Source organism: Streptomyces sp. NPDC030809 (assembly GCF_055572195.1).
Map to the genome: position 1 here is coordinate 82,601 of NZ_JBVIDV010000013.1, position 23,724 is coordinate 106,324.

The window sequence follows — 23,724 nt, forward strand, 5'->3', positions numbered from 1 at the left end:
TTTTGAGACATGGTCAAGATCCACTCGAAGGGGCGGACGGCGGCTGCGGGCGACCCGTTCCGGACCCGCCCGCTCCGCCCAAAATCCCTCGTCAGAGCGGGTATCGGGGTCTCGGTCGAGAGCCGCTGGAGGACCGCCCGCGCCCCGCCACAGCCGGGGGTGGGATTTCCGGCCACCGCCCCGGCGCGCACGGCCTCCCGGCCCCCCGTCCGGGCCCTGTCCGGGCCCTGTCCGGTGCCGGTCCGGTGCCGGTCCGCTGGTGGGCCGCCGGAGGAGCGCTGGAGGACCGCCACAGCGCCGCCGGAGCCCGGCCGGTGCCCGCTCCCGGGCGGGCTCGCGCCGTTCTATGGTCCGAGGACGGCACGACCGGATCCGAGGGAGAGAGATGGACAGCACACGACCCGACCTGCGCCTGTTCGTCCTGCACCACGCGGGGGGCTCGCACCTTCCCTACCGCGGCTGGCCGGACGGGCTGCCGGAGACCTGGGACGTGCGGCTGCTCGACGCCCCGGGCCACGGGCTCCTCTTCGACCAGCCGCAGATCGCGGAGGCGGGCCGGCTCGCCGAGTTCCTGCTGGGCACCATCGAGCCCGATCTGACCTGCCCGTACGCCTTCTTCGGGCACAGCATGGGCGCCCTGGTGACGTACGAGATCACCCGGCGGATCATCGGCCGGGGCCTGCCGCTGCCGGTGTGGATCGGCGTGTCCGCGCGCACCCCTCCGCAGCTCACCGGGCCGCGGAGCCCCTACCACCAGCTGCCCGAGGCCCAGCTGCGGACGCGGCTGAAGCTGCTCGGCGGCACCCCCGACGAGGTCTTCGACGACCCCGACCTGTGGTCCGTGTTCGAGCCGGTGATCCGGGCCGACCTCAGCCTGGTGGAGAACTGGCGGCCCGACCCCGACGCGGCCCCGCTGCCCGTGGCCCTGTCCGCGTACGCCGGCGCCGAGGACCACGCGGCCTCGCCGCAGCGGATGGCGGGCTGGGCCCCGTACACCGAGCGCTTCATGGGCGTACGGGTCTTCGAGGGCGGCCACTTCTACTTCGCGGAGGACAGCGGGCCGGTGCTGCGGCAGATCGCCCGGGACGCGGCCGCGGCGCTCGACGCGGCGGCCGCGGTGCGCCCCTCCTGAACCTCCGGCGGACCGCCGGGGCACGGCGGGCCGGTGCGCCGCCGCCCGGCGCCTGCAACCGACTGAGATGCCAGCCTGCGTGAGGGGAAGAGATGCAGTTCCGCATTCTCGGACTCGTGGAAGTCCAGGACGAGCAGACCGGGCTGCGGGTGCTGCCCACCGGAGCCAAACAGCGTGCCCTGCTGGGCGCGCTGGTGGTGAAGGCCGGGCACAACGTCTCGGCGCAGCGGCTCATCGACGAGCTGTGGGGCGAGCACCCGCCCGCGCACGCGGACAACGCGCTCCAGGTGCACGTGGCCCGGCTGCGCCGGCTGCTGGCCGGGCTGGAGGGGGACCGCCGCGCGGGGCCCCCGCAGCCCGCCGCCGGGCAGCCGCGGATCGTGACCACCTCCCGCGGCTACACCCTGCAGCTCGCCCCGGTGGAGACCGACGCCGGACGCTTCCAGCACCTGGCCGAGGAGGCCCGGCGGCTGCTGCCCGGGGACCCGGAGCAGGCCGGCGAACTGCTGCGCCGGGCGCTGTCGCTGTGGCGGGGGGCGGCCCTGGAGGGCAGCGTGCTGGGCGACATCTGCGCGGGCAAGGCGGCCCAGCTGGAGGAGCACCGGCTGACCGCGCTGGAGATGCTCTACGACGCGTACCTGCGCACGGGACGGCACTGCGAGATCATCAGCGAGCTGGTCGAGCTGACGACCGACCACCCGATGCGGGAGCGGTTCTACGACCTGCTGATGGTCGCCTTCTACCGGTGCGGGCGGCAGGCGGAGGCGCTCGGCGTGTACGAGCGGGCGCGCACCCGGATGGTGCACGAGTTCGGTGTGGAGCCGGGGCCCGCGCTGCGCGGGCTGATGGAGGCGATCCTGCACCACGACCCGTCCCTCGCCGCGGCGGCGCGGCTGCCGGGGCGGGCGGCGGTGCCGGCGGCGGAACCCGCGCGCGCTCCGGCACCGGAACCCGCCCGCGCCCCCGCTGCGGCCCCGGCCCGGGAGGCCGCGGCCGGCGGGGCGGCGCACCCGCTGGGCGAGGAGATGGCCCGCCTGCACCGCCGCATCGAGCGGCTCCAGCAGGAGCAGGACCGGCTGCTGCGCCGCTTCAACGAACTGACGGCGCGCACCGACCGGCTGGTGCCGGCCGGTGCCGCGCCCGGGTGAGCGGTGCCCCGCGTGCCGGTCAGGCCGGCAGCAGCGCCTCGTTGAGCACCTCGGTCAGGGCGGACCGGAAGCGGTCGAGGAAGAGGTCCACCTCGCGGTCCGACACGATCAGCGGCGGGGCCAGCCGGATCACCTCCGGCATCACCGCGTTGACGAGCAGCCCGCGGTCCTGGGCGGCCTGCTGCACCCGCGCCGAGAACGGGCCGTCGAGCTCGACGCCCAGCAGCAGGCCGGCCCCGCGGACCCCGCGGACCAGCGGGTGGTCCATGCCCTCCACCCCGCGCCGCAGCCGGTCCCCGGCCCGGGCCACCCGGTCGAGGAGGCCGGTCCGCTCGATGGTGTCGAGGACCGCGAGGGCCCCCGCGCACACCACGGGGTTGCCGCTGAAGGTCGAGCCGTGCGCGCCGGGGGTGAGCAGGTCCGCGGCCGCGCCGAAGGCGAGGGTGGCCCCGATGGGCAGTCCGCCGCCGAGCCCCTTGGCGAGGGTGACCACATCGGCCTCGACGCCCTCGGCCTGGGCGGCGAACCAGTGGCCGGTGCGCCCGATGCCGGTCTGGATCTCGTCGAGGACGAGCAGGGTGCCGGTGGCCCGGGTGATCTCGCGGGCGGCCTTGAGGTAGCCCGCGGGCGGGACGACCACGCCGTTCTCGCCCTGTACGGGCTCCAGCACCACCAGCGCGGTCTGCGGGGTGACGGCGGCGCGCAGCGCCTCCGCGTCCCCGTACGGCACGTGGGTGACCCCGCCGGGCAGCGGGTGGAAGGCGCGCTGCTTGGCGGGCTGGCCGGTCAGGGCCAGGGCGCCCATGGTGCGGCCGTGGAAGCCGCCGACGGCCGAGACCATGTGGGGGCGGCCGGTGAGCCGGCCCATCTTGAACGCGGCCTCGTTGGCCTCGGCGCCGGAGTTGGAGAAGTAGACGCGGCCGCGGCGCCCGGCGAGCCGGAGCAGGCGCTCGGCGAGGCGGACGGTGGGTTCGGCGGTGAACAGGTTGGAGACGTGTCCGAGGGAGGCGACCTGCTCGGAGACGGCCCGTACGAAGGCGGGGTGCGCGTGCCCGAGGGAGTTGACCGCGATGCCGCCGACGAAGTCGAGGTACTCGTTGCCCTCGGCGTCCCAGACGCGGGTGCCCTCACCGCGGACCAGCGGCAGCCGGGGGGTGCCGAAGTTGTCCATCATGACGCCCTGCCAGCGGCGGGTGAGCGCCGCGTTGTCCGCCCCGGAGGTGTCCGCCCCGTCGTTCATGCCCTCGCTCCTTCAAAGCTCGCGTCCTCGTCCGGCACGACCACCGTGCCGATGCCGTCCTCGTCGAAGATCTGCAGCAGGACGGAGTGCTTGACCCGGCCGTCGACGACGCGGGCGCTGCGCACCCCGTGGGTCACGGCGTGCAGGCAGCCCTCCATCTTGGGGATCATCCCGGAGGCCAGCCCGGGCAGCAGTTCCGCCAGCTCGCCGGCGGTGATCCGGGAGATCACCTCGTCGCTGTGCGGCCAGTCCGCGTACAGGCCCTCGACGTCGGTGAGGATGACCAGCGCCTCGGCGCCGAGTGCGGCGGCGACGGCGGCGGCCGCGGTGTCCGCGTTGACGTTGAGCACGCCGCCCGCGGCCGCGTCCTTGGCGTCGTCGGGCCGGGCGATGGAGGAGATGACGGGGATCCGCCCGCGGTCGATGAGGTCCCGGACCACCTCGGCGTCGACGTGGGTGACGTCCCCGACCCGGCCGATGTCCACGGGCTCGCCGTCCACCTCGGCGTAGCGCTTGGCCGCGGTCAGCAGGCGGGCGTCCTCGCCCGTCATGCCCACCGCGTGCGGGCCGTGCTGGTTGAGGAGTCCGACCAGCTCGCGCTGGACCTGCCCGGCGAGGACCATGCGCACGACGTCCATGGTCTCGTCGGTGGTGACCCGCAGGCCGCCCTCGAAGCGGGAGGCGAGGCCCATGCGCCGGAGCTGGGCGCTGATCTGCGGGCCGCCGCCGTGGACGACGACGGGGTGGAGGCCGGCGTGCCGCAGGAAGAGCACGTCCTCGGCGAACGCCGCCTTCAGGTCGTCGTCGACCATCGCGTTGCCGCCGAACTTGATGACGACGGTCTTGCCGCGGTGGCGGGCCAGCCACGGCAGGGCGTCGACGAGGGCGTGGGCCTTGGCCAGTGCGGCGTGCCCGCCGGAGCCGGCGGACCCGGCGGGCCGGGAGGTGCGTTGCGGAGAGGGTGAGGCGCTCATGACGCGTACTCGCTGTTCTCGTGTACGTACTCGGCGGTGAGGTCGTTGGCCCAGATGACGGCGGAGTGCGGGCCCGAGGCGAGGTCCACGGTGATCCCGACCTCGCGGCCGGTCATGTCCACCAGGGCGCGGTCCTCGCCGACCGAGCCGTTCTTGCAGACCCAGACCCCGTTGATGGCCACGTGCAGCCCGTCGGGCTCGAAGGCCGCCTTCGTGGTGCCGATGGCGGACAGGACGCGGCCCCAGTTGGGGTCCTCGCCGTGGATGGCGCACTTGAGGAGGTTGTTGCGGGCGATGGACCGCCCGACCTCGACGGCGTCCTCCTCGCTCGCGCCGCCCACCACCTCGATGCGGATCTCCTTGCTGGCTCCCTCGGCGTCGCCGATCAGCTGCCGGGCCAGGTCGGCGCAGACCTCGCGGACGGCCTCGGCGAACTCGGCCGCGTCCGGGGTGACCCCGGAGGCGCCGGAGGAGAGCAGCAGCACGGTGTCGTTGGTGGACATGCAGCCGTCGGAGTCCACCCGGTCGAAGGTGGTGCGGGTGGCGTCCCGCAGCGCCCGGTCGAGGCCGGCCGCGTCCACGTCGGCGTCGGTGGTGAGGACGACGAGCATGGTGGCGAGGGCCGGGGCGAGCATGCCCGCGCCCTTGGCCATGCCGCCGACCGTCCACGGGCCGCGGGTGACGGCGGCCGTCTTGTGCACGGAGTCGGTGGTCTTGATGGCGATGGCCGCGTCCTCGCCGCCCGCCCCGGAGAGCCCGGCGGCCGCGGTCTCGATCCCGGACAGGATCCGGTCCATGGGCAGCAGCACCCCGATGAGCCCGGTGGAGCAGACCGCGACGTCCTCCGGCTCCAGGCCGAGCAGCCCGGCGGTCTTCGCGGCGGTGTCGTACGTGTCGTTGACGCCCTGCGGCCCGGTGCAGGCGTTGGCCCCGCCGGAGTTGAGCACGACGGCGCGGACCGAGCCGTCGGAGAGGACCTGGCGGGACCACTGGACGGGGGCGGCCTGCACGCGGTTGGAGGTGAAGACGCCCGCGGCGGCGTGGCGCGGCCCGTGGTTGACCACGAGGGCCAGGTCCGGGTTGCCGTTCTGCTTGATGCCGGCGGCGATGCCCGCAGCCGTGAATCCCTGTGCGGCCGTGACGCTCACTGTGTCTCCTCGGTGGCTTCTCCGCCCGCGCGGCGCGCCGGTGCGGCAATCGTCGTGGTCGGCGTCCCGGCGGCTGCGCGTGCGCTCATGGGGCGACTCCGATCGTGGAAAGTCCCGTCGCCTCGGGCAGCCCGAGGGCGATGTTCATGCTCTGCACCGCGCCGCCGGCCGTGCCCTTGGCGAGGTTGTCGATGGCGCTGATGGCGATGATCCGGCCCGCGGCCGCGTCGTACGCGACCTGCACCTGAACGGCGTTGGAACCGTGGACGGACGCCGTGGCCGGCCACTGCCCCTCGGGCAGCAGGCGGACGAACGGCTCGTCGGCGTAGGCCTTCTCGTACGCGGCGCGCACCGACTCGGCCGTGGTCCCGGGCCGGGCCTTGGCGGAGCAGGTGGCGAGGATCCCGCGGGACATCGGCGCCAGCGTCGGGGTGAAGGACACCGAGACCCGGGTGCCGGCCGCCGCGGACAGGTTCTGGACCATCTCGGGGGTGTGCCGGTGCCCCCCGCCGACCCCGTACGGGCTCATCGAGCCCATCACCTCGGAACCCAGCAGGTGCGGCTTGAGCGCCTTCCCGGCGCCCGAGGTGCCGGAGGCGGCGACGATCACCGCCTCCGGCTCGGCCAGGCCGTGGGCGTACGCGGGGAACAGCGCGAGGGTGGCGGCCGTCGGGTAGCAGCCGGGGACCGCGATCCGCCGGGTGCCCGCCAGCGCGGCGCGGGCACCGGGCAGTTCGGGCAGGCCGTAGGGCCAGGTGCCGGCGTGGGGGGAGCCGTAGAACGCCTCCCAGTCGGCGGCGTCCGCCAACCGGAAGTCCGCCCCCATGTCGACGACGAGGACCTCCTCGCCCAACTGCTCGGCGACGGCGGCCGACTGCCCGTGCGGCAGCGCCAGGAAGACCACATCGTGCCGCCGGCCCCGGCCGGCCAGCACCTCGGCCGTGGTCGGCTCCAGCACCCGGTCCGCGAGCGGGGCCAGGTGCGGCTGCAGCGCGCCCAGGCGCTGCCCCGCGCTGGAGTGCGCGGTCAGGGCGCCGATCTCCACCTCCGGGTGGGACAGGAGCAGGCGCAGGAGCTCACCTCCCGCGTAACCACTCGCTCCTGCCACGGCTGCTCGCACTGTCATAAACCCTCCCCGTTGACGGACATGTCGATCGCGCGCCGGCCCGGGCCCTGTCCTGCCCGCCCCGGCGGGTGCCTTACGGCGTGGTGCAGAATTCGGCGCTCAGGATGGCGAGGAGGTCGTCCGCCCGCCAGTCGCTGTTGTAGTTGAAGGTGAGCTGGTGGCGGGCGTCGTCGGTGAGGGCGACCAGGGACATCCAGCCCACGGTGCCGCCGTCGCGGTACCAGACGGTGGTGCCGCAGCCCAGGGTCAGCTTCTCCAGGCCCAGGCCGTAGGCCGAGATCGGGAAGTCGGGGTTGACCACGGTGGTCTTCATCTTGGCGAGCTGGGCGGGCGAGAGCAGCTGCCCGCGCAGCAGGGCCGCGAAGAACCGGTTCAGGTCGCTGGTGGACGAGATGATGTCCCCGTTGCCCCAGGTCTGCGAGCCGTTGACCTCGGTGACGTCGTCGATCCGGTCCGGCTGCGTCTGGAAGAAGAGCTTGGAGTAGCCGCGGCTGCTCGGCCCGGGCAGCGTGGTGCCGTTGCCGGCGGTGGAGGTCGCCGAGAGGCCCAGCGGCTCGATGATGCGCTTGCGGACCTCGTCCTCGTAGCGGCGGCCGCCGGCCTTCTCGACGATCAGGGCGGCCAGCACGTCGTTGGTGTTGGAGAACGAGTGGCGGGTGCCGGGCGCGAACACCGGGGCGTGCGAGACGGCCACCTCGACGCGCTTGGTGTGCGGCATGGTCTCGTAGCGGTGCTGGAGGTAGCCGTCGCCCAGGACGTACGTGGAGACGTAGTCGGCGTCCGCGAAGTAGTCGGCCAGGCCGCTGGTGTGGTTGAGGAGCTGGCGTACGGTGATCTTGCTGCCGTCGTTGCCGTTGCCCTGCACCAGGCCGGGCAGGAAGCGCTCCACGGTGTCGTCGAGGCTGAGCTTCTTCTCCGACTCCATCTGGAGGATGATCGTCGCCACGAAGGTGCTGGTGATGGCACCCGTGCGGAAGCGGTCGAACTTGCCGCGCGGGGCGCCGGTCTCCCGGTTGCCCACGCCCGCGGCCGTCCGCCAGGTCCCGTCGGCGTCGCGCGCCTCGGCGGTGATGCCGGGGATGCCGCCGGCGATGGCCGTGTCGATCGCCTTCTGCGTGGCCGTGTGGTCTCCCACCGGAAGGGTGGTCGCGCCCGCGGGGCCCGCCACCACACCGGCCGTGATCGCGAATGCCGCCAGTGCGACGAGGGCCGACCGGGTTCTCTTCCGCATGGTCATTGCTTCGCTCCTGAAATTCGTCCGTGCGTGGGCTGTTGTCGTACTGCTCGTCCCGGCGGTAGGTCCGCCCGCCGGGGAAGAAGAGGTGCCTGCCCGGGCCGTGCGCGCACCCGGGGGGCGGGCGGCACGGGGGACGGGGCTCGCGGTGCTGCGGCGCGCAGGGGCCGGCGCGGCCGGTGCCCGGCATCCCGCTCGGGCTCGTGTCGGAGAAATCGTGCGCCTGCCGTGGCGTCCACGCCCGCAGGAAGGTCCGGAAACCGGCCTGCCACACGCCCGGAGGGACGAGTGTGCAGCCTCGGGGGTTCGTCGGACGCATCGGATCCACCGGAATGCGAGGCCGTCGGGCCCCCATCGCTTCCGGTGAGAAAAACATACCGAATTCCGGACGGGATTCAGCATGCACTCCGTCCGGCCGGAAGTCGTGCGTTGTCCCGTCGGCGGGACAGGAAGAGGCCTTCCGCACGGCGTTCGAACGACGCTCCGCCGCCGCTCCAGCCCGCACCGCGAGAGTTCTGGCCGATTACGTACACCCTTCCCCTGGAGGCATGATGGCGCGTCAGGCCGGTCTCACCCCGGGCCCGCAGGGCAGCCCGGCAGCGGCTCTCCCGCAGCCCCCGACCCGGCAGCCGCGCCCCGCGGCCGCCGCGCCGCGCCGCCACCAGGTGCTCACGACCAAGGTGGGCCTCCAGATGCCCACCGGCATGGCCTACGACGAGTGGGAGCGGGCCGGGCGCCAGCTCGCCGACATCCTCGACTCCTCCGCGTGGTGGCTCGGCGACTGGCTCGTCTACGGCAAGGACCACTACACCGACCGCTACCAGCGCGGGATCCGGGCCGTCGGCCTCTCGTACCAGACGCTGCGCAACTACGCCTGGGTCTCGCGCCGGTTCGGCCTCACCCGGCGCCGGCCGGCCCTGAGCTTCCAGCACCACGCCGAGCTGGCCTCCATGCCCGTCGAGGAGCAGGAGCTCTGGCTGGACCGGGCCGAGCAGCGGCAGTGGACCACCAAGCAGCTGCGCGGCGCGATCCGCGAGGCGCGCCGGGGCAGCGAGCCCCCGCGCACCCCGGCCGGCGGCCCCAGCCGCCTCCTGACCCTGCCCGGCGCGCAGGTCGCGCGGTGGCACGAGGCCGCGGAGCAGCTGGGCCTCGACTTCGAGCAGTGGGTGACGGCCACCCTGGACCGGGCGGCGGCCAGCGCCTTGGAGGACGCCCGCGGCGAGGAGGAGCCACCGGCGGCCCTCAGCGCCTGAGCCCGGTGCACCCCGCCGGGTTGCCGGGGCCTCGCGGGGCCCCGGCAGCCGGGTCACGGCAGCCGGCTCATCAGCCCCGCGGTCTCGCGCTTGTACGTGCACTCGCTCTGCCCGAACGACTCGCGCACCCGCTCGCGCACCTCGCACGGCTGCTCCTGGCTGAGCTTGAACATGCCCTCGGCGCCGGTCACCCGGAACCTGAAAGCGCCCACCGCGGGCACGATCTGGCGGAAGTAGTCCAGGGACTCGGTCATGTCCCAGCCGTTGCCGTGCCGGCCCTCGAAGGCGCGCACGGTGGCCTGCACCACGCCCAGCGTCTCCTCGATGGTCTCGATCTTCTCGATCACACCCCGGACGTGCACCGACGTGAAGTTCCACGTGGGCGCGGCCGGGGTCTTCTCGTACACGGTCGGAGAGACGTACGAGTGCGGGCCGGTGAAGGTCAGCAGCAGGACCCCGCCGTCCCGGAGCGCCTCCCAGTGCGGGTTCGCCCGGTTCATGTGCCCGAGCAGCGTGGCCCCGGGCAGGTCGCCGGACCAGTCGGCGGAGGTCTCGGGGTCGAAGATGACCGGCAGGTGGGTGGCGAACGGGCCGTCCTCGGGGCTGCCGTTGGCCACGGCGAGCGCCAGGGGATTGCCCTGGATCAGGTCCACCATCCACGAGCTGTCGGGCTCGCGGTAAAAGCCGGGCACGAACATCCGGATACACCCTTTCGGCAATGGTCTCAGGGCACGGCCCGGCACGGATCCACAGGGACGGGAACGGCCGGCACTGCCCAGGAAATGACCGCTGGTTTCGCTCCGGACATCGGGACACCGGACAGCCGAGGCGTCGACGGCACCACCCGGAGATTCTGGAAATCAACGCCGACCATACCCCTGCCCCTCCGCCGGGACAATCCTTTCCGATATCGAGCGGATCAAGCTGTCCTCAAACTCCGCTCAGGCACTCCTCAAGTAGGTTTGAGGCACCCTTCGAAAGAACACCGAGAACGGCCTTCTCGGGCCGCCGCCCGAGTTCCACACGAAAGCGGGGAAAAACTTCCATGGGCATTACGGGTAGGCGCAGCCAGGAGATCTACGACGTCGTGGGAATCGGGTTCGGCCCGTCCAACATGTCGCTCGCCATCGCCTTGGAAGAGCACGGGACGAGCACCCCGGGGACCCCGGTCACGTCCCACTTCTTCGAGCGGCAGCCCTCCTTCGGCTGGCACCGGAACATGCTGCTGCCGGAGACGACCATGCAGATCTCGTTCCTCAAGGACCTGGCGACCTTCCGCAATCCTCTGTCCCGGTTCAGCTTCATCTCGTACCTGCACGCCCAGGACCGGCTCGTGCAGTTCGTGAACAACCAGGACTTCTTCCCGACCCGGCAGGAGTTCCACCAGTACCTGGAGTGGGCGGCCGCCGGCCTCGACGACCTGGTCACCTACGGGGCCGAGGTCACCGCGATCCGGCCCGTCACCGAGCCCGGCTCCCGCACCGCCGACCTGCTGGAGGTCGAGGTCCGCGAGGCCGACGGCACCGTCACCACGGTCGCCGCGCGGAACGTGGCCATCTCCACCGGCCTGGTGCCGCGCCTGCCGGAGGGCGTGACGGGCGACGAGCAGATCTGGCACAGCTCGGAGTTCCTGGCCAGGTACAAGGCGCGCGACCCGCAGGAGCTCCGGAACGTGATGGTGGTCGGCGCCGGCCAGAGCGCGGCGGAGATCACCCGGTACTTCCACGACGAGCTGCCGCACGCCCAGGTCTCCGCGGTGGTCCCGTCGTACGGCTACACCGTCGCGGACGACACCCCCTTCGCCAACCAGGTGTTCGACCCGGCCGCGGTGGACGAGTACTACTTCGGCACCGAGCAGGCCCGGGACGCGTTCTGGCGCTACCACCGCAACACCAACTACTCGGTGGTCGACAGCGACGTCATCCGCGACCTCTACAAGCGCTCGTACGGGGAGCAGGTGCGGGGCGCCAAGCGGCTGCACTTCCGCAACCTCACCCGGGTCGAGAAGGTCAGCCGGACCGAGGAGGGCACGCAGGTGGTCCTGCGCTCGCTGCTCAGCAACCGGACCGAGGAGGTCACCGTCGACGCGCTGGTGTTCGCCACCGGCTACGACGGCGTGGACCCGGCCCGCCTGCTCGGCGAGTTCGACCGGAACTTCGTGCGCGACAGCGCGGGCAAGCACCGGGTGGAGCGCGACTACCGGCTGGTCCCCGCCACGGACCTGACCTGCGGGATCTACGTCCAGGGCGGCACCGAGCACACCCACGGCCTGTCCTCGGCCCTGCTGTCGAACATCGCGGTGCGCAGCGGCGAGATCGCCGACTCGATCGTGCTGCGGCGCACCGGCCGGGAGCTGGCCGGCGCCGGGGCGGCGGCCTCGGCCGCCTGAGGCACGGGCGGACACGGGACGGGCCCCGGCGCTGCGCGTGCAGCACCGGGGCCCGTCCCGTGGCGGCTGCGCCGCCGTCGCCTCATGCCGCGTCGCGCAGGCTCCGCGGGGTCAGCTCGGTCCAGTGCTCCTCCACGTACGTGAGGCACTTCTCGCGGCTGTCCTCGCCGTAGACGACCTGCCAGCCGGCGGGCACCTCGGTGAAGGAGGGCCACAGCGAGTGCTGCCGCTCCTCGTTCACCAGGACGTAGAAACGCCCGTCGGCGTCGTCGAACGGGTTGCTGCTCATCAATCCACTCCAATTCAAGCCGTCCACGATCCACATGCGAGTGGAGAGTGAATGATCGTCCCTCGGGGATGGGTTCTGGCGAGACCGCCGGAACGGATCATGGCAGCTTCCGGCAATTCGGTGGAGGGGTGCGGCGATCGCGGGCCGCTAAACGGCATCCGCGGCCCGTCGTCCTGTTGACAGGACGTTTTTCTGCGGCCATGCGCATCGGACGGCAAAAGAAATCCGCCGTGTTCGGCAGGGCGGCCTGAATTCGGATTGCACCGGTCCGCCTCGGGGCAGCATGATTTCACCGCAAGCACAGCTCGGGCCGGCAGGTTATCCACCTTCCCAGGGGCCCGCATCACGGCCAAGTGCCTTCGTGCCGCATTCAAGCGCACGCCCACCGGTCATCGAGGCCCGGCCAGCGGCCGGCGTCCGCCACAGAAGGAGTCGCGCCTTGAGCGCCACCCACCCGGTCCGGCTGGCGGTGGTCCCGCCCCCGGAGCTCCGCCCCGATCCGTCCGCCGGACTCGTCCGCCTGCGCTTCGCCGACGCGGCCGCCCTCGCGCGGGCCGGCGCCGCCTTCGGCGCCGGCCCGTCCGAGCTCCTCGGCGAGGCGCTGAGCGACCCCGCGAGCCTGACCCTCCAGATCCCGGGCGAGGCCCGGGCCGAGACCGTGCGGGCCGTGCTCGCGGTCCTCGACGCGGCGGCCCTCGCCCCGGCCTCGTTCACCGTGCACTCGCGCGAACTCGGCGACGTGTCCGCCGCGTTCGCCGGCCCGCTCTGAGCCCGTGCCGGACCGCCGCCGGGACGGCCGGCCGGAGTCCGCCTCCCGCCGCCCCGCCTCGGCCCGCGCCTCCTCAGTCCGTGCCGCCGCCGGCGTCTTCGGCAGGGGGCTCGGGCTGTGCGTAGAGGACCTCGCGGGCCTGCTCCGCGGTACGGGCGATGCTCTCGGAGACGAAGTCGAGGAAGCGGGCGATGTTCTCCAGCCGGACCCCCGCCGGGGTGCCGGAGCCGAGGACCGCGACCCCCTCGCGCGCCGTCCGGACGAGGTGGGCGGTGCCGCGGGCGCTGGCCATCATCGACTGGTACCAGACGTCGTTGTCGACGACGTAGCGCTCGCGGCGGCTGTCGTCGCGCTCCCGCCGGACCATGCCCTGGCCCTCCAGGAAGGCGATGGCCTTGGAGATGGACGCCGGGCTCACCTGGAGCCGCTGGACGAGTTCGGCCGCCGTGAGGCTGCCGGAGTCGGTGGTGCACAGGCAGGAGAGCACCCGGGCCATCATCGTGGGCACGCCGGTCTGCATGAGGACGGTCGTGAACGTCTCCTCGTACGCGCGCACCGCCTCGGCGTCGCGCCCGTGGGGCTGCGGGGTCGCGTTCGGGTCCCGGGGGGCGGGCTGCCTGCGGCGCTGGGCGCGGTGCCCGGTGGCCCGGTGGGCCACGTCGGCGCGGTAGGCGGTGGGGCCGCCGTTGCGCATGACCTCGCGGGTGACCGTCGAGGTCGGACGGTCGAGGTTCCGGGCGATCTCCGCGTAGGCCAGGCCGTCGGCCAGCCCCAGTGCGATCTGCTGGCGTTCCTGCTGAGTGAGCCTGCCTCCCGGCATCGCGGCCTCCTTCGTGGTGTTCGGACCGCCAGTATAGCGTTCACCCCCAGCCCATTGCAACGAACCCGCAGGGGGTTGTTGCATTAGGCCAGAGACCAGTGCAACGATTTAAAGGCTCTGACCTGCATAAATACAATTCTTTCGCAACGACACTGTTGCCGGATCCATGAACGCAACGTAGCGTTCGTGATGTCAGAAAGCAGCGGGCCACAGGGGCCCGCACCGCGGAGACCAGGAGAAGACCATGCAGAAGTTCGACACCGCCGCCCCGATCGCCGCCGTCCTCGACATCCCCGCCGGGCACGTCCGCTTCATCGCCGCCGACCGCGCCGACACCACCGTCGAGGTCCTCCCGGCCAACCCCGCCAAGGACGCCGACCTCAAGGCGGTCAAGGAGACCTCGGTCGCCTTCGCCGACGGGGTGCTGCGCATCGAGGGCGGCCCGGCGAAGAACAAGCTCTTCGGCAGCTCCGGCGCGGTCGAGGTCACGGTCCAGCTGCCCGCCGGCTCCCGGGTCGAGGCCACGGTCGCCGCCGGCGAGTTCCGCGGGGTCGGCCGCCTGGGCGAGGTCGTCTTCGAAGGCGCCCAGGGCCAGGCCAAGATCGACGAGGCCGCCGCCGCCCGGCTGACCCTCCAGTCCGGCGACGTCCTGATCGGCCGCCTCGGCGGCTCCGCCGAGATCACCACCCAGGCCGGCGCCATCCAGATCTCCGAGGCCGTCCAGGGCACCGTCGTCCTCACCACCCAGAAGGGCGACATCCACATCGGCGCCGCCCGCGGGGTCTCCGCCTCCCTGCACGCCGGCACCACCTACGGCCAGATCGGCAACTCCCTCAACAACACCGACGGCCCGACCGCCGCCCTCAACATCCGCGCCACCACCTCGTACGGCGACATCAACGCCCGCAGCCTCTGACCCGCAACGCCCCCTGAAGGAGCGCTCCTCATGTCCAACCTGGCCATCGCGGCGAACGGGCTGCACAAGTCCTACGGCGACAAGATCGTGCTCGACGGTGTCGACCTGAACGTCCCCGAGGGAACGATCTTCTCCCTGCTCGGCCCGAACGGTGCCGGCAAGACCACCGCCGTCAAGATCCTCTCCACCCTCATCGCCGCCGACGCCGGCCAGGTGCACATCGGGGGGCACGACCTCGCCGCCGACCCGCAGGCCGTCCGCAGGTCCATCGGCGTCACCGGCCAGTTCTCCGCGGTCGACGGCCTGATCACCGGCGAGGAGAACATGCTCCTCATGGCCGACCTGCACCACCTCTCCAAGGCCGAGGGCCGGCGGGTCACCGCCGAACTCCTGGAGCGCTTCGACCTGGTGGAGGCCTCGAAGAAGCCGGCCGCCAGCTACTCCGGCGGCATGAAGCGCCGCCTCGACATCGCCATGACCCTGGTCGGCAGCCCGCGCATCATCTTCCTCGACGAGCCGACCACCGGCCTCGACCCGCGCTCCCGCCACAACATGTGGCAGATCATCCGCGAGCTCGTCACCGGCGGGGTCACCGTCTTCCTCACCACCCAGTACCTGGAGGAGGCCGACGAACTCGCCGACCGCATCGCGGTGCTCAACAACGGGAAGATCGCCGCCGAGGGCACCGCCGAGGAGCTCAAGCGGCTCATCCCCGGCGGTCACGTCCGGCTCCGCTTCTCCGCCCCGGCCGCCTACCAGTCGGCGGCCGCCGCCCTGGCCGGCGCCGCCCGCGACGACGAGGCGCTGTCCCTCCAGATCCCCAGCGACGGCAGCCAGCGCGACCTGCGCGCCATCCTCGACCGGCTGGACGCCGCCGGCATCGAGGCCGACGAGCTCACGGTCCACACCCCCGACCTCGACGACGTCTTCTTCGCCCTCACGGGCGCCACCGTGCCCGCCCAGAACCGCAACGAGGCCGAGGAGGCCGTCCGATGAGCTCGCTGTCCCTCGCCCTGCGCGACTCCTCCACGATGCTCCGCCGCAACCTCCTGCACGCGCGGCGCTACCCGTCCCTGACGCTGAACCTGCTCATGACGCCGATCATGCTGCTGCTGCTCTTCGTCTACATCTTCGGCGACGCGATGAGCGGCGGCATCGGCGGCGGGGACCGCGGCGACTACATCGCCTACATCGTCCCCGGCATCCTGCTCATGACCATCGGCAGCACCGTCGTGGGGGCCGCGGTCTCCGTCTCCACCGACATGTCCGAGGGCATCATCGCCCGCTTCCGCACGATGGCGATCCACCGCAGCTCGGTCCTCATCGGGCACGTCATCGGCAGCGTCCTGCAGTCGATCGCGAGCGTGGTCCTCGTCGGCGCGGTCGGCGTGGCCATCGGCTTCCGCTCCACCGACGCGAACGTCCTGGAGTGGCTGGCGGCCTTCGGCCTCATCGCCCTCTACGCCCTGGCGCTCACCTGGATCGCCGTCGGGATGGGCATGGTCAGCCCCAACGCCGAGGCGGCCAGCAACAGCGCGATGCCGCTGATCCTCCTGCCGCTCATCTCCAGCGCCTTCACCCCGATCGACTCGATGCCGGGCTGGTTCCAGCCGATCGCCGAGTACCAGCCGTTCACCCCGGCCATCGAGACCCTGCGCGGCCTGCTGCTCGGCACCGAGATCGGTCACAACGGCTGGCTCGCGATCGCCTGGTCGGTCGGCCTGGCCGTCCTCGGCTACCGCTGGTCCACCGCCTCGTTCAAGCGCGACCCCAAGTAGCACCCGCACCACCCGCACCACCCGCAGACCGGACGGGCCACATCCCCCCGCCCGTCCCGCCGAGGGGCGGCGCACTCCGACACCGAAGCCGGAGTACGCCGCCCCTCCGGCATGTCCGGCCCTCCGCCCGCTCCCCCGGGACCGCCGGTCCGGACCGTAGGGCGAATCGAGCGCGGCTCCAGCGCGGTCGGTGAAGGTCGAGGCCTACGTGGTGCGGGTGCGGGTTCGTGGGAGGTGGCGATGGGCGACAGGCAGGCCGTACGGCTGCACTGCTTCGCACATGCGGGCGCGGGAGTGTCCTCGTTCTACCGGTGGGACAAGACCGCCGGCAGCGGGGTGAGCACCACCCCGTGGCTGCTGCCCGGGCGCGACGAGCGCCGCCGGGAGATCCGGGTCACCGGACGCGACGAACTCCTGAGCGACCTCAAGCCGCTGTTCGAGCAGATCGCGGAGGAGCCCGGCACCCCGTACGTCCTGTACGGGCACAGCCTCGGGGCGACCATCGCCCTCACCGTCACCCAGACGGCACGGGAGTGGGGGCTGCCGCTGCCCGCGCTGCTCGCCGTCGGGGCCAGCCCGCCACCGGACGCCCCGGCCGTCTTCGCCGACTGCGCCGAGCTCCCGGAGGCCGAACTCCTGGAGGTGCTGGACCGGTTCGACGCCCTGCCGCCCCGGGTGCGCCCCGGGGACGTGTGGTTCCGGTCGGTCTTCCCGGTGCTCCGCTCCGACCTCAGCCTCGCCCGCAACCTGCGCGCCGCCGCCACCGCCCCCGGCGCCCCCGGCCCCGTGCCGGTGCCGGTGCTCGCGGTCGCCGGCCGCGAGGACACCCTCGTCAGCGCCGAGGACGCCGCGGGCTGGGGCCGCTGGACCACCGGCGCCTTCGTCCGGCGGACCGTGCCCGGCGACCACTTCTTCGTCCGGGGCGCCGAACTGCCCCGGCTGCTCGGCCGGGCCGCCCGCATGGTGCTGCGCGGCCACCACGACCAGACGGAACAGGGGGCGAGCCGATGAGGCGAGTCGTCATCACGGGCATCGGTGTCGTCGCCCCGGGCCGCCCGGGCACCAAGGAGTTCTGGTCCCTGCTGACCGACGGCCGCACCGCCACCGGCCCCGTCACCCTCTTCGACGCCACCGGCTTCCGCTCCCGGATCGCCGCCGAGGCCGACTTCGACCCGCTGGAGTCCGGGCTCACCGCCGAGCAGGCCGGACGCCTGGACCGGGCCGCCCAGTTCGCCCTGGTCAGCGCCCGCGAGGCGCTGTCGGACAGCGGCATCACCGGCGCGTACGACCCCGCCCGCACCGGAGTGACCCTCGGCAGCGCCCTGGGCTGCACCACCGGTCTCGACACCGAGTACGGGGCCGTCAGCGAGCAGGGCACCCGCGAGCTCGTCGACCACACCAGGGCCGTGCCGCACCTGTACGACTACTTCGTCCCCAGCTCGATGGCGGCCGAGGTGGCCCGCAGCGTCGGCGCGCAGGGGCCCGTGGCCCTGGTGTCCACCGGCTGCACCTCCGGTCTCGACGCGATCGGGCACGCCGTGGAGCTGGTCCGCGAGGGCAGCGCGGACGTGATGGTCACCGGCGCGGCCGAGGCGCCGATCACGCCGATCACCGTCGCCTCCTTCGACGCCATCCGCGCCACCTCCACGCGCAACGAGGAGCCGGAGACGGCCTCCCGGCCCTTCGACCGCACCCGCAACGGGTTCGTCCTGGGCGAGGGTTCCGCCGTCCTCGTCATCGAGGAGTACGAGCACGCCCGCAGCCGCGGCGCGCACGTCTACGCCGAGATCTCCGGCTTCGCCTCGCGCAGCAACGCGTACCACATGACGGGGCTGCGGCCCGACGGCGCCGAGATGGCCGCCGCCATCACCGCCGCCCTCGACGAGGCGCAGCTGCTGCCCGAGCACATCGACTACGTCAACGCGCACGGCTCGGGCACCAAGCAGAACGACAAGCACGAGACCGAGGCCTTCAAGCGGGCCCTCGGGCAGCGGGCCCACGAGATCCCCGTCAGCTCCATCAAGTCCATGGTGGGGCACTCGCTCGGCGCGATCGGGGCCCTCGAAGTGGCCGCGTGCGCGCTGGCCATCGAGCACGACACGGTCCCGCCGACGGCGAACCTGCACGAGCCCGACCCGGCCTGCGACCTCGACTACACCCCGCTGACCGCCCGCCGGCAGCGCACCGACGCGGTGCTGACCGTCGGCAGCGGCTTCGGCGGGTTCCAGAGCGCCATGATCCTCAACAACCCGAACCTGAAGGCGGACCGATGAACACCGCTGTCGCCGCCGCAGCCGCCCCGGCCGCCGCCACCCGGACCGCGGCCCCCGTGGTCACCGGCATCGGCGTGGCCGCCCCCAACGGGCTGGGCACCGAGACCTGGTGGTCCGCCGTGCTGCGCGGGGAGTCGGGCATCCGGCCCGTCGGCCGCTTCGACGCGAGCGGCTACCCGGCGAAGCTGGCCGGGGAGGTGCCCGGGTTCGTGGACTCCGAGCACGTCGGGAGCCGGCTGCTGCCGCAGACCGACCGGGTCACCCGGCTCTCGCTCGCCGCCGCCAAGGAGGCGCTCGACGACTCCGGGGCCGACCCGGCCCAGCTGCCCGACTACGCCGCGGGCGTGGTCACCGCCAACTCCTTCGGCGGCTTCGAGTTCGGGCAGCGCGAGCTCCAGGCCCTGTGGAGCAAGGGCGGCCAGCACGTCTCGGCCTACCAGTCCTTCGCCTGGTTCTACGCCGTCAACAGCGGGCAGATCGGCATCCGGCACGGCCTGCGCGGCGCCTCCGGAGTGATCGTCTCCGAGCAGGCCGGCGGGCTCGACGCCCTCGCGCACGCCCGCCGCCAGATCCGCAAGGGCGCCCGCCTCGTCATCAGCGGCGGACTCGACTCGGCGCTGTGCCCCTGGGGCTGGTCCGCCTACCTGGCCGGCGGGGGGCTCACCCACCGCGAGGACCCGGCCCGCGCCTACCTGCCCTTCTCCGAGGACGCCGACGGGTACGTGGCGGGGGAGGGCGGCGCACTGCTCGTCCTGGAGGACGCCGACGAGGCCCGCCGGCGCGGCGCCCGCTGCTACGGCAGCATCGCCGGACACGCGGCCACCTTCGACGCCGACGGGACCCCACGGCTCGGCGCCGCCGCCGAACTCGCCCTCGCCGATGCCGGCGTGCACCCCGACGAGGTGGACGTGGTCTTCGCCGACGCGGCCGGGGAGCGGGCGGCCGACCGCGCCGAAGCCGAGGCGATCACCGCCCTGTTCGGCCCGCGCGGGGTGCCGGTCACCGCGCCGAAGTCCATGACCGGGCGGCTCGCCGCCGGCGGCGCGGCCCTCGACGTGGCCGCGGCCCTGCTGACCCTGCGCGACCAGGTGATCCCGCCGACCACCGGCACGTACCTGCCCGCCGGGGACTGCCCGCTGGACCTGGTCACCGGCACGGCCAGCCCCGCCCTCGGGGTACCGCTGCGCACCGCGCTCGTCCTGGCCCGCGGCCGGGGCGGCTTCAACTCCGCCGTCGTCGTCCGCGCCCCGGACGCCTGACCGCCCCGTCCCACCCGCCTGACCCCTTCACCGCTCCACTCCATCGACACACAGAACAGAGGTAGACCAATGAACCGTCTGGAACTCGCCGACCTGAAGCGCATCCTGCGCGAGTGCGCGGGCGAGGACGAGGGCATCGACCTGGACGGCGACGTCCTCGACCTCAACTGGTTCGAACTGGGCTACGACTCGCTCGCGATCCTCCAGACCACGGGGTACATCGAGCGCGACTACGACGTCCTGCTCGACGAGGAGGCCTTCGAGGACGCGGACACCCCCCGCCGCTACCTGGCCCTGGTCAACGAGCTGCTGGCCGCCCGGGCCGCGGTCTGACGGTGGACGAGGCGCTCGGCACCGACGTCTGCATCATCGGTGCCGGACCCGCCGGGCTCGCGCTGGCGCTCATGCTGCTGCGCTCCGGCGTCCGCGTGGTCCTCGTCGAGCGGGCCGCCGGGTTCCCGCCCACCGGCGGCGGGAGCGAGCTCCTGCAGCCCGGCGGCCAGCGCGTCCTGGACGAGCTCGGCGTCCTCACCCCGGCCGCGGCGCGCGGGGCGGCGTGCCTGCGGGGCCTGCGGGTGCTGGAGCGCGGGCGGATGGTGCTCGACCTCGACTACGGGCGGCTGCCCGCCCCGTACGACCACCTGCTCGCCCTCCCGCAGCCGCACCTGCTGGCGGAACTCCTCGCCGCCTGCCGCCGGCTGCCCGGCTTCACCCTGCTGGCGGGACACCGGATCGCCGCCCTCCTGGAGAAGCGTCCGGGCAGCCCCTGCCGGGGGGCCGTGCTGTACGGACCGGGCCGGGTGCGGGTGACCGTGCGGTCCGAGGTGCTCGTCGGCGCCGACGGCCGGCTCTCCAAGACCCGCGCCCTCGCGGGCATCGACCCGGGCCGCACCTCCTGCGCCCAGGAGGTACTGGACTTCTCCCTGCCCGCCCCGGGCCGGGCCACCGGCCTGGCCCGCGTGCACCGCGGCCCTTCGGGCACCGTGCTGGTGCACGACGCGCACCCGGACCGGATCCGGGTGCTCTGGTCCCGTCCGCAGCCCGCCGCCCGCACCCGCGCGGGCACCGGGGCCGCCGGCGCCACCGCCCGTGCCGTCGAGGCCGCCCGCCGCGAACTCCCCCGCGTCCTGCCGGAGTTCGCCGGCCTGCTGCACGCCCGGCTCGCTTCCGCCGCCGACCCGGCCGTGACCGCCGTGACCGCCGCGCACGCCCGGGAATGGGTGCGCGACGGCCTCGTGCTCCTGGGCGACAGCGCCCACACCCACGGCCCGGCCGGCGCCCAGGGCCTCGGCCTGGCCCTCCAGGACGCCGCCGCGCTGCACCCCGTACTCCTCGCCGCGCTGCACGACGGCGCGCCCACCGCCTCGCGGCTCGCCGCCTACCAGGAGCGGCGCGCCCCGGTGGCCGCCGCCGTGCACCGCAGGCAGGCCGCCCGGGGCGGGCCCGAGCCGGGCGGGGTCCCGCCGGCCGCCGCCCTGCTGCGCACCCGCGCCGCGGGGCTCGTCGCCCGCGGCCCGATCGGCGCGCAGCTCACCCGCCGACTCGCGCACGGCCGCGACCCGGCCGGGGTCCGCACCGACCTGTTCACCGTCCTGGACCCGGCCGGCCGCTGACGGCCCCGGGCCGGACCCCCGCCGCGCAGGGCCGTGCGGCGGGCCCCGGCCGTGCCGCCGGGCCGCCCTGCGCTGAGGGCCGGGAGCTCACGCGAGGTCGTCGCGGGTGACCAGGCGGTACGAGACCTGCCAGCCGCCGCCCGCGCGGACCAGCACGTCCTCCATCACGCAGACCCGGTGCACCTTCGACGTGCCGCCGCGCGGGGTCAGGTACACCAGCGCGTAGCTGCGGGTGTGCAGCGAGCCGTCCGGCTGGGGCTGCACGTCGAGCATGCCGAGCCAGTGCCGGTGCTGCTCCCCGGCCGCGGCGTGCAGTTCCGCGTTGCGCCGGACGTTCGCGGCGAGGGCCTCCCGGCCGACCACCGGCGCCGGCAGCGTGGGCACGTCGAAGACGGCCGCCTCGGTGAACGTACGGGCCCACGGCTCGGCCGCGTGCGAGTCGAAGAGCTGCATCTGGCGGGAGTAGAACTGCTGGACCTCCGCGTACAGCAGGCCGAACTCCGGCTCCTGGAGCGGGTGGGGGGACGCCTCGGTGGCGATCGTGGCGGTCATCGCGGGACTCCGTTCCTTCGGTTCCCCACAGCTTCTGCGGTGCAGATCGAGCACCCTTCGAGGACTCCTCAAGCGCCCCTGCCGAGGCTGGTTTCCGCCGCAGCCGCGGCCGCACCTTCGGGAGCCAGGAGGACAGCACGATGCCGAGATTCTCGTACCCCGAACTCCCGCTGGACGGCCTGCTGCGGCAGGCGGCGGTCCGCGACCCGGCGGGCCGGGCGATCCGGACCGTCAACCGGGCCGGCACCAAGACCACCGTGACCTTCGCGGAACTGGACGCCCGGGCCGACCGCTTCGCCTCCTACCTGGAGCACGCCTGCGGCCGCCGGGGCGCCCGGATCGGCGTGGCCAACGTGCTCGACCCGGTCTTCGCCGCCGCCTACTACGGCACCGTGCGCAGCGGGAACACGATCGTGCTGGTCAACCCGCTGATCAAGGAGGCGGGCCTGTTCCACGTCATGCGGACGGCCGCCGTGGAGGTGGCGTTCGTGCCGACGGCCACCGCCGAGCTGCTGATCAAGCTGGGCGACCGGCTGCCGGACCTGCGCTCCGTCGTGGTGACGGACGCGCCGGACGGGATCGTCCCCGGAGACGCGCTCCCGCTGTCCGTGGCCCTGGACTCGGCGCCCGAGCGGACCGTGCTGCCCGGGCCCGTGGACCTCGACGGGGACGCGTGCATCCAGTTCACGACCGGCACCACGGGCGGCCGCCCCAAGGGGGTCCGGCTCACCCACCGGAACCTGGTGGCGAACGCCGCCCAGACCGCCGCCGCGCACGAGCTGGGCACCGACTCGGTCACCGTCAACCACCTGCCGCTCTACCACACCATGCACCTCAACTCGGGGGTGTACGCGGGCGCCTGCCAGGTGCTGTGCACCGACCCCGACCCGGTCGCCTCCCTCGCCGTCGCGGCCCGCGAGCAGGCCACCCACTACTACGGGCTGCCCGCCCGGCTGCACGCGCTGGCCCTCGACGAGCGGCTCACCGCGGACTTCCCGGCCGGGCAGCGGCTCACCGCCGTGCTCTCCGGCGGCACCGCCCTGTCCCCCACGGCGGCCCGCACCCTGCGCGACAGCCTGGGCGTCCCGGTGATCCAGGGCTACGGGCTGGCCGAGCTGTCCCCGCTCTCGCACTGCCAGAGCCGGCACCACCCGCGGGCCGGCTCGGTGGGCCCCGCCGTGCCGGGCACCGAATGCCGCATCGTGCGCATCGGCTCCGGAGCCGGCAACGCGGCCGGGGGCGGGGCCCGTACCCCGCTCGACGTGTACTCCACCGGCGAGGTGCAGGTCCGCGGACCGCAGGTGATGGCCGGCTACCTCGACGGGAGCACCCCGTCGCCGGTGGACGCGGACGGCTGGTTCTCCACCGGGGACGTCGGCTACCTCAACGAGGACGGGGAGCTGTTCCTGGTGGACCGCCTCGGCGACGTCTTCAAGTACGACAACGAACTCGTCTCGCCCACGGCCGTCGAACGGATCGTGGGAGCGGACCCGCGCGTGGCCGAGTGCATCGTGGCGGGCTGGCCCGACCCGGTGCACGGCGAGGTCGTGTGGACCGGGATCGTGCTGCGCGACCCGGCCGGGCCCGGCCTCCTCGACAGCGTGGACTCCGTCGTGGAGCGCGCCAACGCGCACCTGAGCTGGTTCGAGCAGATCCGCCGCGTCGAGGTGATCGACGCCGTGCCGCGCAACCACGTCGGCAAGCCCGAGCGGCGCGCGCTGCGCCAGACCCTGCGCCGGCGCGCCGAGGCGGAGGCGGCGGCCTGACCCGGGCCGCGCGCCTCCTCAGCGCCTTCCCCCTTCCCCTCCCCT

23 protein-coding genes are annotated in these 23,724 nt (G+C 73.7%); 14 read left to right on the forward strand and 9 right to left on the reverse strand.

All coding sequences use genetic code 11. The features are described from left to right. The first annotated feature begins 385 nt into the window (after nucleotides 1-385). Together ACZ407_RS18675 and ACZ407_RS18680 are read left to right on the forward strand one after the other, a co-directional pair. Nucleotides 386-1,132 (forward strand): thioesterase II family protein, encoded by a 747-nt coding sequence (locus tag ACZ407_RS18675; RefSeq protein WP_468129443.1) that lies wholly within the window; start codon nucleotides 386-388, stop codon nucleotides 1,130-1,132. 92 nt (nucleotides 1,133-1,224) lie between these two features. Beyond that, nucleotides 1,225-2,280: an AfsR/SARP family transcriptional regulator gene (locus tag ACZ407_RS18680; protein ID WP_468129445.1), complete on the forward strand. Its 1,056-nt coding sequence runs from the start codon at nucleotides 1,225-1,227 to the stop codon at nucleotides 2,278-2,280. A 19-nt stretch (nucleotides 2,281-2,299) separates the two neighbouring features. Here the strand turns inward: ACZ407_RS18680 and ACZ407_RS18685 are convergent, their stop codons facing one another. The 5 genes from ACZ407_RS18685 to ACZ407_RS18705 form a co-directional block, all read right to left on the reverse strand. Then, a complete protein-coding gene (locus ACZ407_RS18685) occupies nucleotides 2,300-3,520 on the reverse strand; it encodes an acetylornithine transaminase (RefSeq protein ID WP_468129447.1) in 1,221 nt (406 codons plus the stop codon). Beyond that, on the reverse strand, nucleotides 3,517-4,494 hold the full coding sequence (gene argB, locus ACZ407_RS18690; RefSeq protein ID WP_468129449.1) for an acetylglutamate kinase: 978 nt from the start codon (nucleotides 4,492-4,494) through the stop codon (nucleotides 3,517-3,519). Before argB ends, ACZ407_RS18685 begins: the two co-directional genes overlap by 4 nt. Continuing rightward, nucleotides 4,491-5,642, reverse strand: a complete 1,152-nt coding sequence (gene argJ / locus ACZ407_RS18695) for a bifunctional glutamate N-acetyltransferase/amino-acid acetyltransferase ArgJ (RefSeq protein ID WP_468129451.1) — start codon at nucleotides 5,640-5,642, stop codon at nucleotides 4,491-4,493. The genes argB and argJ overlap by 4 nt, the downstream gene beginning before the upstream one ends. 85 nt (nucleotides 5,643-5,727) lie before the next feature. Beyond that, nucleotides 5,728-6,768, reverse strand: coding sequence for an N-acetyl-gamma-glutamyl-phosphate reductase (gene argC / locus ACZ407_RS18700; protein ID WP_468129453.1), 1,041 nt, complete (start codon nucleotides 6,766-6,768; stop codon nucleotides 5,728-5,730). Between the two features lie 73 nt (nucleotides 6,769-6,841). Beyond that, entirely contained in the window at nucleotides 6,842-7,999 is a 1,158-nt protein-coding gene (locus ACZ407_RS18705; protein ID WP_468129455.1) for a serine hydrolase domain-containing protein, read from the reverse strand. Between the two features lie 551 nt (nucleotides 8,000-8,550). Here ACZ407_RS18705 and ACZ407_RS18710 point away from each other — a divergent pair. After that, nucleotides 8,551-9,255 (forward strand): LmbU family transcriptional regulator, encoded by a 705-nt coding sequence (locus ACZ407_RS18710; protein WP_468129457.1) that lies wholly within the window; start codon nucleotides 8,551-8,553, stop codon nucleotides 9,253-9,255. Between the two features lie 53 nt (nucleotides 9,256-9,308). Here ACZ407_RS18710 and ACZ407_RS18715 read toward each other — a convergent pair whose 3' ends face one another. Next, entirely contained in the window at nucleotides 9,309-9,953 is a 645-nt protein-coding gene (locus ACZ407_RS18715) for an FMN-binding negative transcriptional regulator (protein ID WP_468129458.1), read from the reverse strand. 347 nt (nucleotides 9,954-10,300) lie between these two features. Here ACZ407_RS18715 and ACZ407_RS18720 point away from each other — a divergent pair, with 347 nt between their 5' ends. Then, nucleotides 10,301-11,644, forward strand: coding sequence for a lysine N(6)-hydroxylase/L-ornithine N(5)-oxygenase family protein (locus ACZ407_RS18720; RefSeq protein ID WP_468129460.1), 1,344 nt, complete (start codon nucleotides 10,301-10,303; stop codon nucleotides 11,642-11,644). A gap of 82 nt (nucleotides 11,645-11,726) precedes the next feature. Here ACZ407_RS18720 and ACZ407_RS18725 read toward each other — a convergent pair whose 3' ends face one another. Further along, nucleotides 11,727-11,933 (reverse strand): MbtH family protein, encoded by a 207-nt coding sequence (locus ACZ407_RS18725; RefSeq protein WP_468129462.1) that lies wholly within the window; start codon nucleotides 11,931-11,933, stop codon nucleotides 11,727-11,729. A gap of 439 nt (nucleotides 11,934-12,372) precedes the next feature. Between ACZ407_RS18725 and ACZ407_RS18730 the strand changes: the two genes are divergently transcribed. Then, the gene (locus tag ACZ407_RS18730) at nucleotides 12,373-12,702 is read left to right on the forward strand and encodes a hypothetical protein (protein ID WP_468129464.1); all 330 of its coding nucleotides are present in this window, start codon (nucleotides 12,373-12,375) and stop codon (nucleotides 12,700-12,702) included. Between the two features lie 73 nt (nucleotides 12,703-12,775). On the opposite strand, the gene ACZ407_RS18735 is transcribed toward ACZ407_RS18730, so the two are convergent. Continuing rightward, nucleotides 12,776-13,522: a helix-turn-helix domain-containing protein gene (locus ACZ407_RS18735; protein ID WP_468129466.1), complete on the reverse strand. Its 747-nt coding sequence runs from the start codon at nucleotides 13,520-13,522 to the stop codon at nucleotides 12,776-12,778. Nucleotides 13,523-13,766: 244 nt separating this feature from the next. On the opposite strand from ACZ407_RS18735, the gene ACZ407_RS18740 reads away from it, so the two are divergent. The 8 genes from ACZ407_RS18740 to ACZ407_RS18775 all read left to right on the forward strand — a co-directional run bounded on the left by ACZ407_RS18740 (nucleotide 13,767) and on the right by ACZ407_RS18775 (nucleotide 21,361). Next, on the forward strand, nucleotides 13,767-14,438 hold the full coding sequence (locus ACZ407_RS18740) for a DUF4097 family beta strand repeat-containing protein (protein WP_468129468.1): 672 nt from the start codon (nucleotides 13,767-13,769) through the stop codon (nucleotides 14,436-14,438). A 30-nt stretch (nucleotides 14,439-14,468) separates the two neighbouring features. After that, nucleotides 14,469-15,434, forward strand: coding sequence for an ATP-binding cassette domain-containing protein (locus tag ACZ407_RS18745; RefSeq protein WP_468129470.1), 966 nt, complete (start codon nucleotides 14,469-14,471; stop codon nucleotides 15,432-15,434). Next, the gene (locus tag ACZ407_RS18750) at nucleotides 15,431-16,216 is read left to right on the forward strand and encodes an ABC transporter permease (protein ID WP_468129471.1); all 786 of its coding nucleotides are present in this window, start codon (nucleotides 15,431-15,433) and stop codon (nucleotides 16,214-16,216) included. The genes ACZ407_RS18745 and ACZ407_RS18750 overlap by 4 nt, the downstream gene beginning before the upstream one ends. A 240-nt stretch (nucleotides 16,217-16,456) precedes the next feature. Then, nucleotides 16,457-17,227 carry a thioesterase II family protein gene (locus tag ACZ407_RS18755; RefSeq protein ID WP_468129473.1) on the forward strand — a complete coding sequence of 257 codons (771 nt, stop codon included), beginning with the start codon at nucleotides 16,457-16,459 and terminating at the stop codon, nucleotides 17,225-17,227. Next, nucleotides 17,224-18,489, forward strand: coding sequence for a beta-ketoacyl-[acyl-carrier-protein] synthase family protein (locus ACZ407_RS18760; RefSeq protein WP_468129474.1), 1,266 nt, complete (start codon nucleotides 17,224-17,226; stop codon nucleotides 18,487-18,489). Before ACZ407_RS18755 ends, ACZ407_RS18760 begins: the two co-directional genes overlap by 4 nt. Further along, the gene (locus ACZ407_RS18765; protein WP_468129476.1) at nucleotides 18,486-19,748 is read left to right on the forward strand and encodes a ketosynthase chain-length factor; all 1,263 of its coding nucleotides are present in this window, start codon (nucleotides 18,486-18,488) and stop codon (nucleotides 19,746-19,748) included. Before ACZ407_RS18760 ends, ACZ407_RS18765 begins: the two co-directional genes overlap by 4 nt. Before the next feature lie 69 nt (nucleotides 19,749-19,817). Continuing rightward, complete coding sequence (locus ACZ407_RS18770) at nucleotides 19,818-20,081, forward strand: acyl carrier protein (RefSeq protein WP_468129477.1); 264 nt, start codon at nucleotides 19,818-19,820, stop codon at nucleotides 20,079-20,081. Nucleotides 20,082-20,083: 2 nt separating this feature from the next. Next, nucleotides 20,084-21,361, forward strand: a complete 1,278-nt coding sequence (locus ACZ407_RS18775) for an FAD-dependent oxidoreductase (protein ID WP_468129479.1) — start codon at nucleotides 20,084-20,086, stop codon at nucleotides 21,359-21,361. An 87-nt stretch (nucleotides 21,362-21,448) separates the two neighbouring features. Here ACZ407_RS18775 and ACZ407_RS18780 read toward each other — a convergent pair whose 3' ends face one another. Then, on the reverse strand, nucleotides 21,449-21,913 hold the full coding sequence (locus ACZ407_RS18780; protein WP_468129481.1) for a nuclear transport factor 2 family protein: 465 nt from the start codon (nucleotides 21,911-21,913) through the stop codon (nucleotides 21,449-21,451). Between the two features lie 140 nt (nucleotides 21,914-22,053). On the opposite strand from ACZ407_RS18780, the gene ACZ407_RS18785 reads away from it, so the two are divergent. Further along, the gene (locus ACZ407_RS18785) at nucleotides 22,054-23,679 is read left to right on the forward strand and encodes a class I adenylate-forming enzyme family protein (RefSeq protein ID WP_468129483.1); all 1,626 of its coding nucleotides are present in this window, start codon (nucleotides 22,054-22,056) and stop codon (nucleotides 23,677-23,679) included. Nucleotides 23,680-23,724: the final 45 nt, after the last annotated feature.

Excerpts from the sequence above, each read along its gene's own strand:
- ACZ407_RS18725 (WP_468129462.1), bottom strand. The coding sequence starts at position 11,933 with ATGAGCAGCAACCCGTTCGACGACGCCGACGGGCGTTTCTACGTCCTG.
- ACZ407_RS18720 (WP_468129460.1), top strand. The coding sequence starts at position 10,301 with ATGGGCATTACGGGTAGGCGCAGCCAGGAGATCTACGACGTCGTGGGA.
- ACZ407_RS18705 (WP_468129455.1), bottom strand. The coding sequence starts at position 7,999 with ATGCGGAAGAGAACCCGGTCGGCCCTCGTCGCACTGGCGGCATTCGCG.
- ACZ407_RS18680 (WP_468129445.1), top strand. The coding sequence starts at position 1,225 with ATGCAGTTCCGCATTCTCGGACTCGTGGAAGTCCAGGACGAGCAGACC.
- ACZ407_RS18760 (WP_468129474.1), top strand. The coding sequence starts at position 17,224 with ATGAGGCGAGTCGTCATCACGGGCATCGGTGTCGTCGCCCCGGGCCGC.
- ACZ407_RS18745 (WP_468129470.1), top strand. The coding sequence starts at position 14,469 with ATGTCCAACCTGGCCATCGCGGCGAACGGGCTGCACAAGTCCTACGGC.
- ACZ407_RS18715 (WP_468129458.1), bottom strand. The coding sequence starts at position 9,953 with ATGTTCGTGCCCGGCTTTTACCGCGAGCCCGACAGCTCGTGGATGGTG.
- argB (WP_468129449.1), bottom strand. The coding sequence starts at position 4,494 with ATGAGCGCCTCACCCTCTCCGCAACGCACCTCCCGGCCCGCCGGGTCC.
- ACZ407_RS18740 (WP_468129468.1), top strand. The coding sequence starts at position 13,767 with ATGCAGAAGTTCGACACCGCCGCCCCGATCGCCGCCGTCCTCGACATC.
- ACZ407_RS18785 (WP_468129483.1), top strand. The coding sequence starts at position 22,054 with ATGCCGAGATTCTCGTACCCCGAACTCCCGCTGGACGGCCTGCTGCGG.
- ACZ407_RS18735 (WP_468129466.1), bottom strand. The coding sequence starts at position 13,522 with ATGCCGGGAGGCAGGCTCACTCAGCAGGAACGCCAGCAGATCGCACTG.
- ACZ407_RS18770 (WP_468129477.1), top strand. The coding sequence starts at position 19,818 with ATGAACCGTCTGGAACTCGCCGACCTGAAGCGCATCCTGCGCGAGTGC.
- ACZ407_RS18750 (WP_468129471.1), top strand. The coding sequence starts at position 15,431 with ATGAGCTCGCTGTCCCTCGCCCTGCGCGACTCCTCCACGATGCTCCGC.
- argC (WP_468129453.1), bottom strand. The coding sequence starts at position 6,768 with ATGACAGTGCGAGCAGCCGTGGCAGGAGCGAGTGGTTACGCGGGAGGT.
- ACZ407_RS18765 (WP_468129476.1), top strand. The coding sequence starts at position 18,486 with ATGAACACCGCTGTCGCCGCCGCAGCCGCCCCGGCCGCCGCCACCCGG.
- ACZ407_RS18675 (WP_468129443.1), top strand. The coding sequence starts at position 386 with ATGGACAGCACACGACCCGACCTGCGCCTGTTCGTCCTGCACCACGCG.
- ACZ407_RS18755 (WP_468129473.1), top strand. The coding sequence starts at position 16,457 with ATGGGCGACAGGCAGGCCGTACGGCTGCACTGCTTCGCACATGCGGGC.
- ACZ407_RS18685 (WP_468129447.1), bottom strand. The coding sequence starts at position 3,520 with ATGAACGACGGGGCGGACACCTCCGGGGCGGACAACGCGGCGCTCACC.
- ACZ407_RS18780 (WP_468129481.1), bottom strand. The coding sequence starts at position 21,913 with ATGACCGCCACGATCGCCACCGAGGCGTCCCCCCACCCGCTCCAGGAG.
- ACZ407_RS18710 (WP_468129457.1), top strand. The coding sequence starts at position 8,551 with ATGATGGCGCGTCAGGCCGGTCTCACCCCGGGCCCGCAGGGCAGCCCG.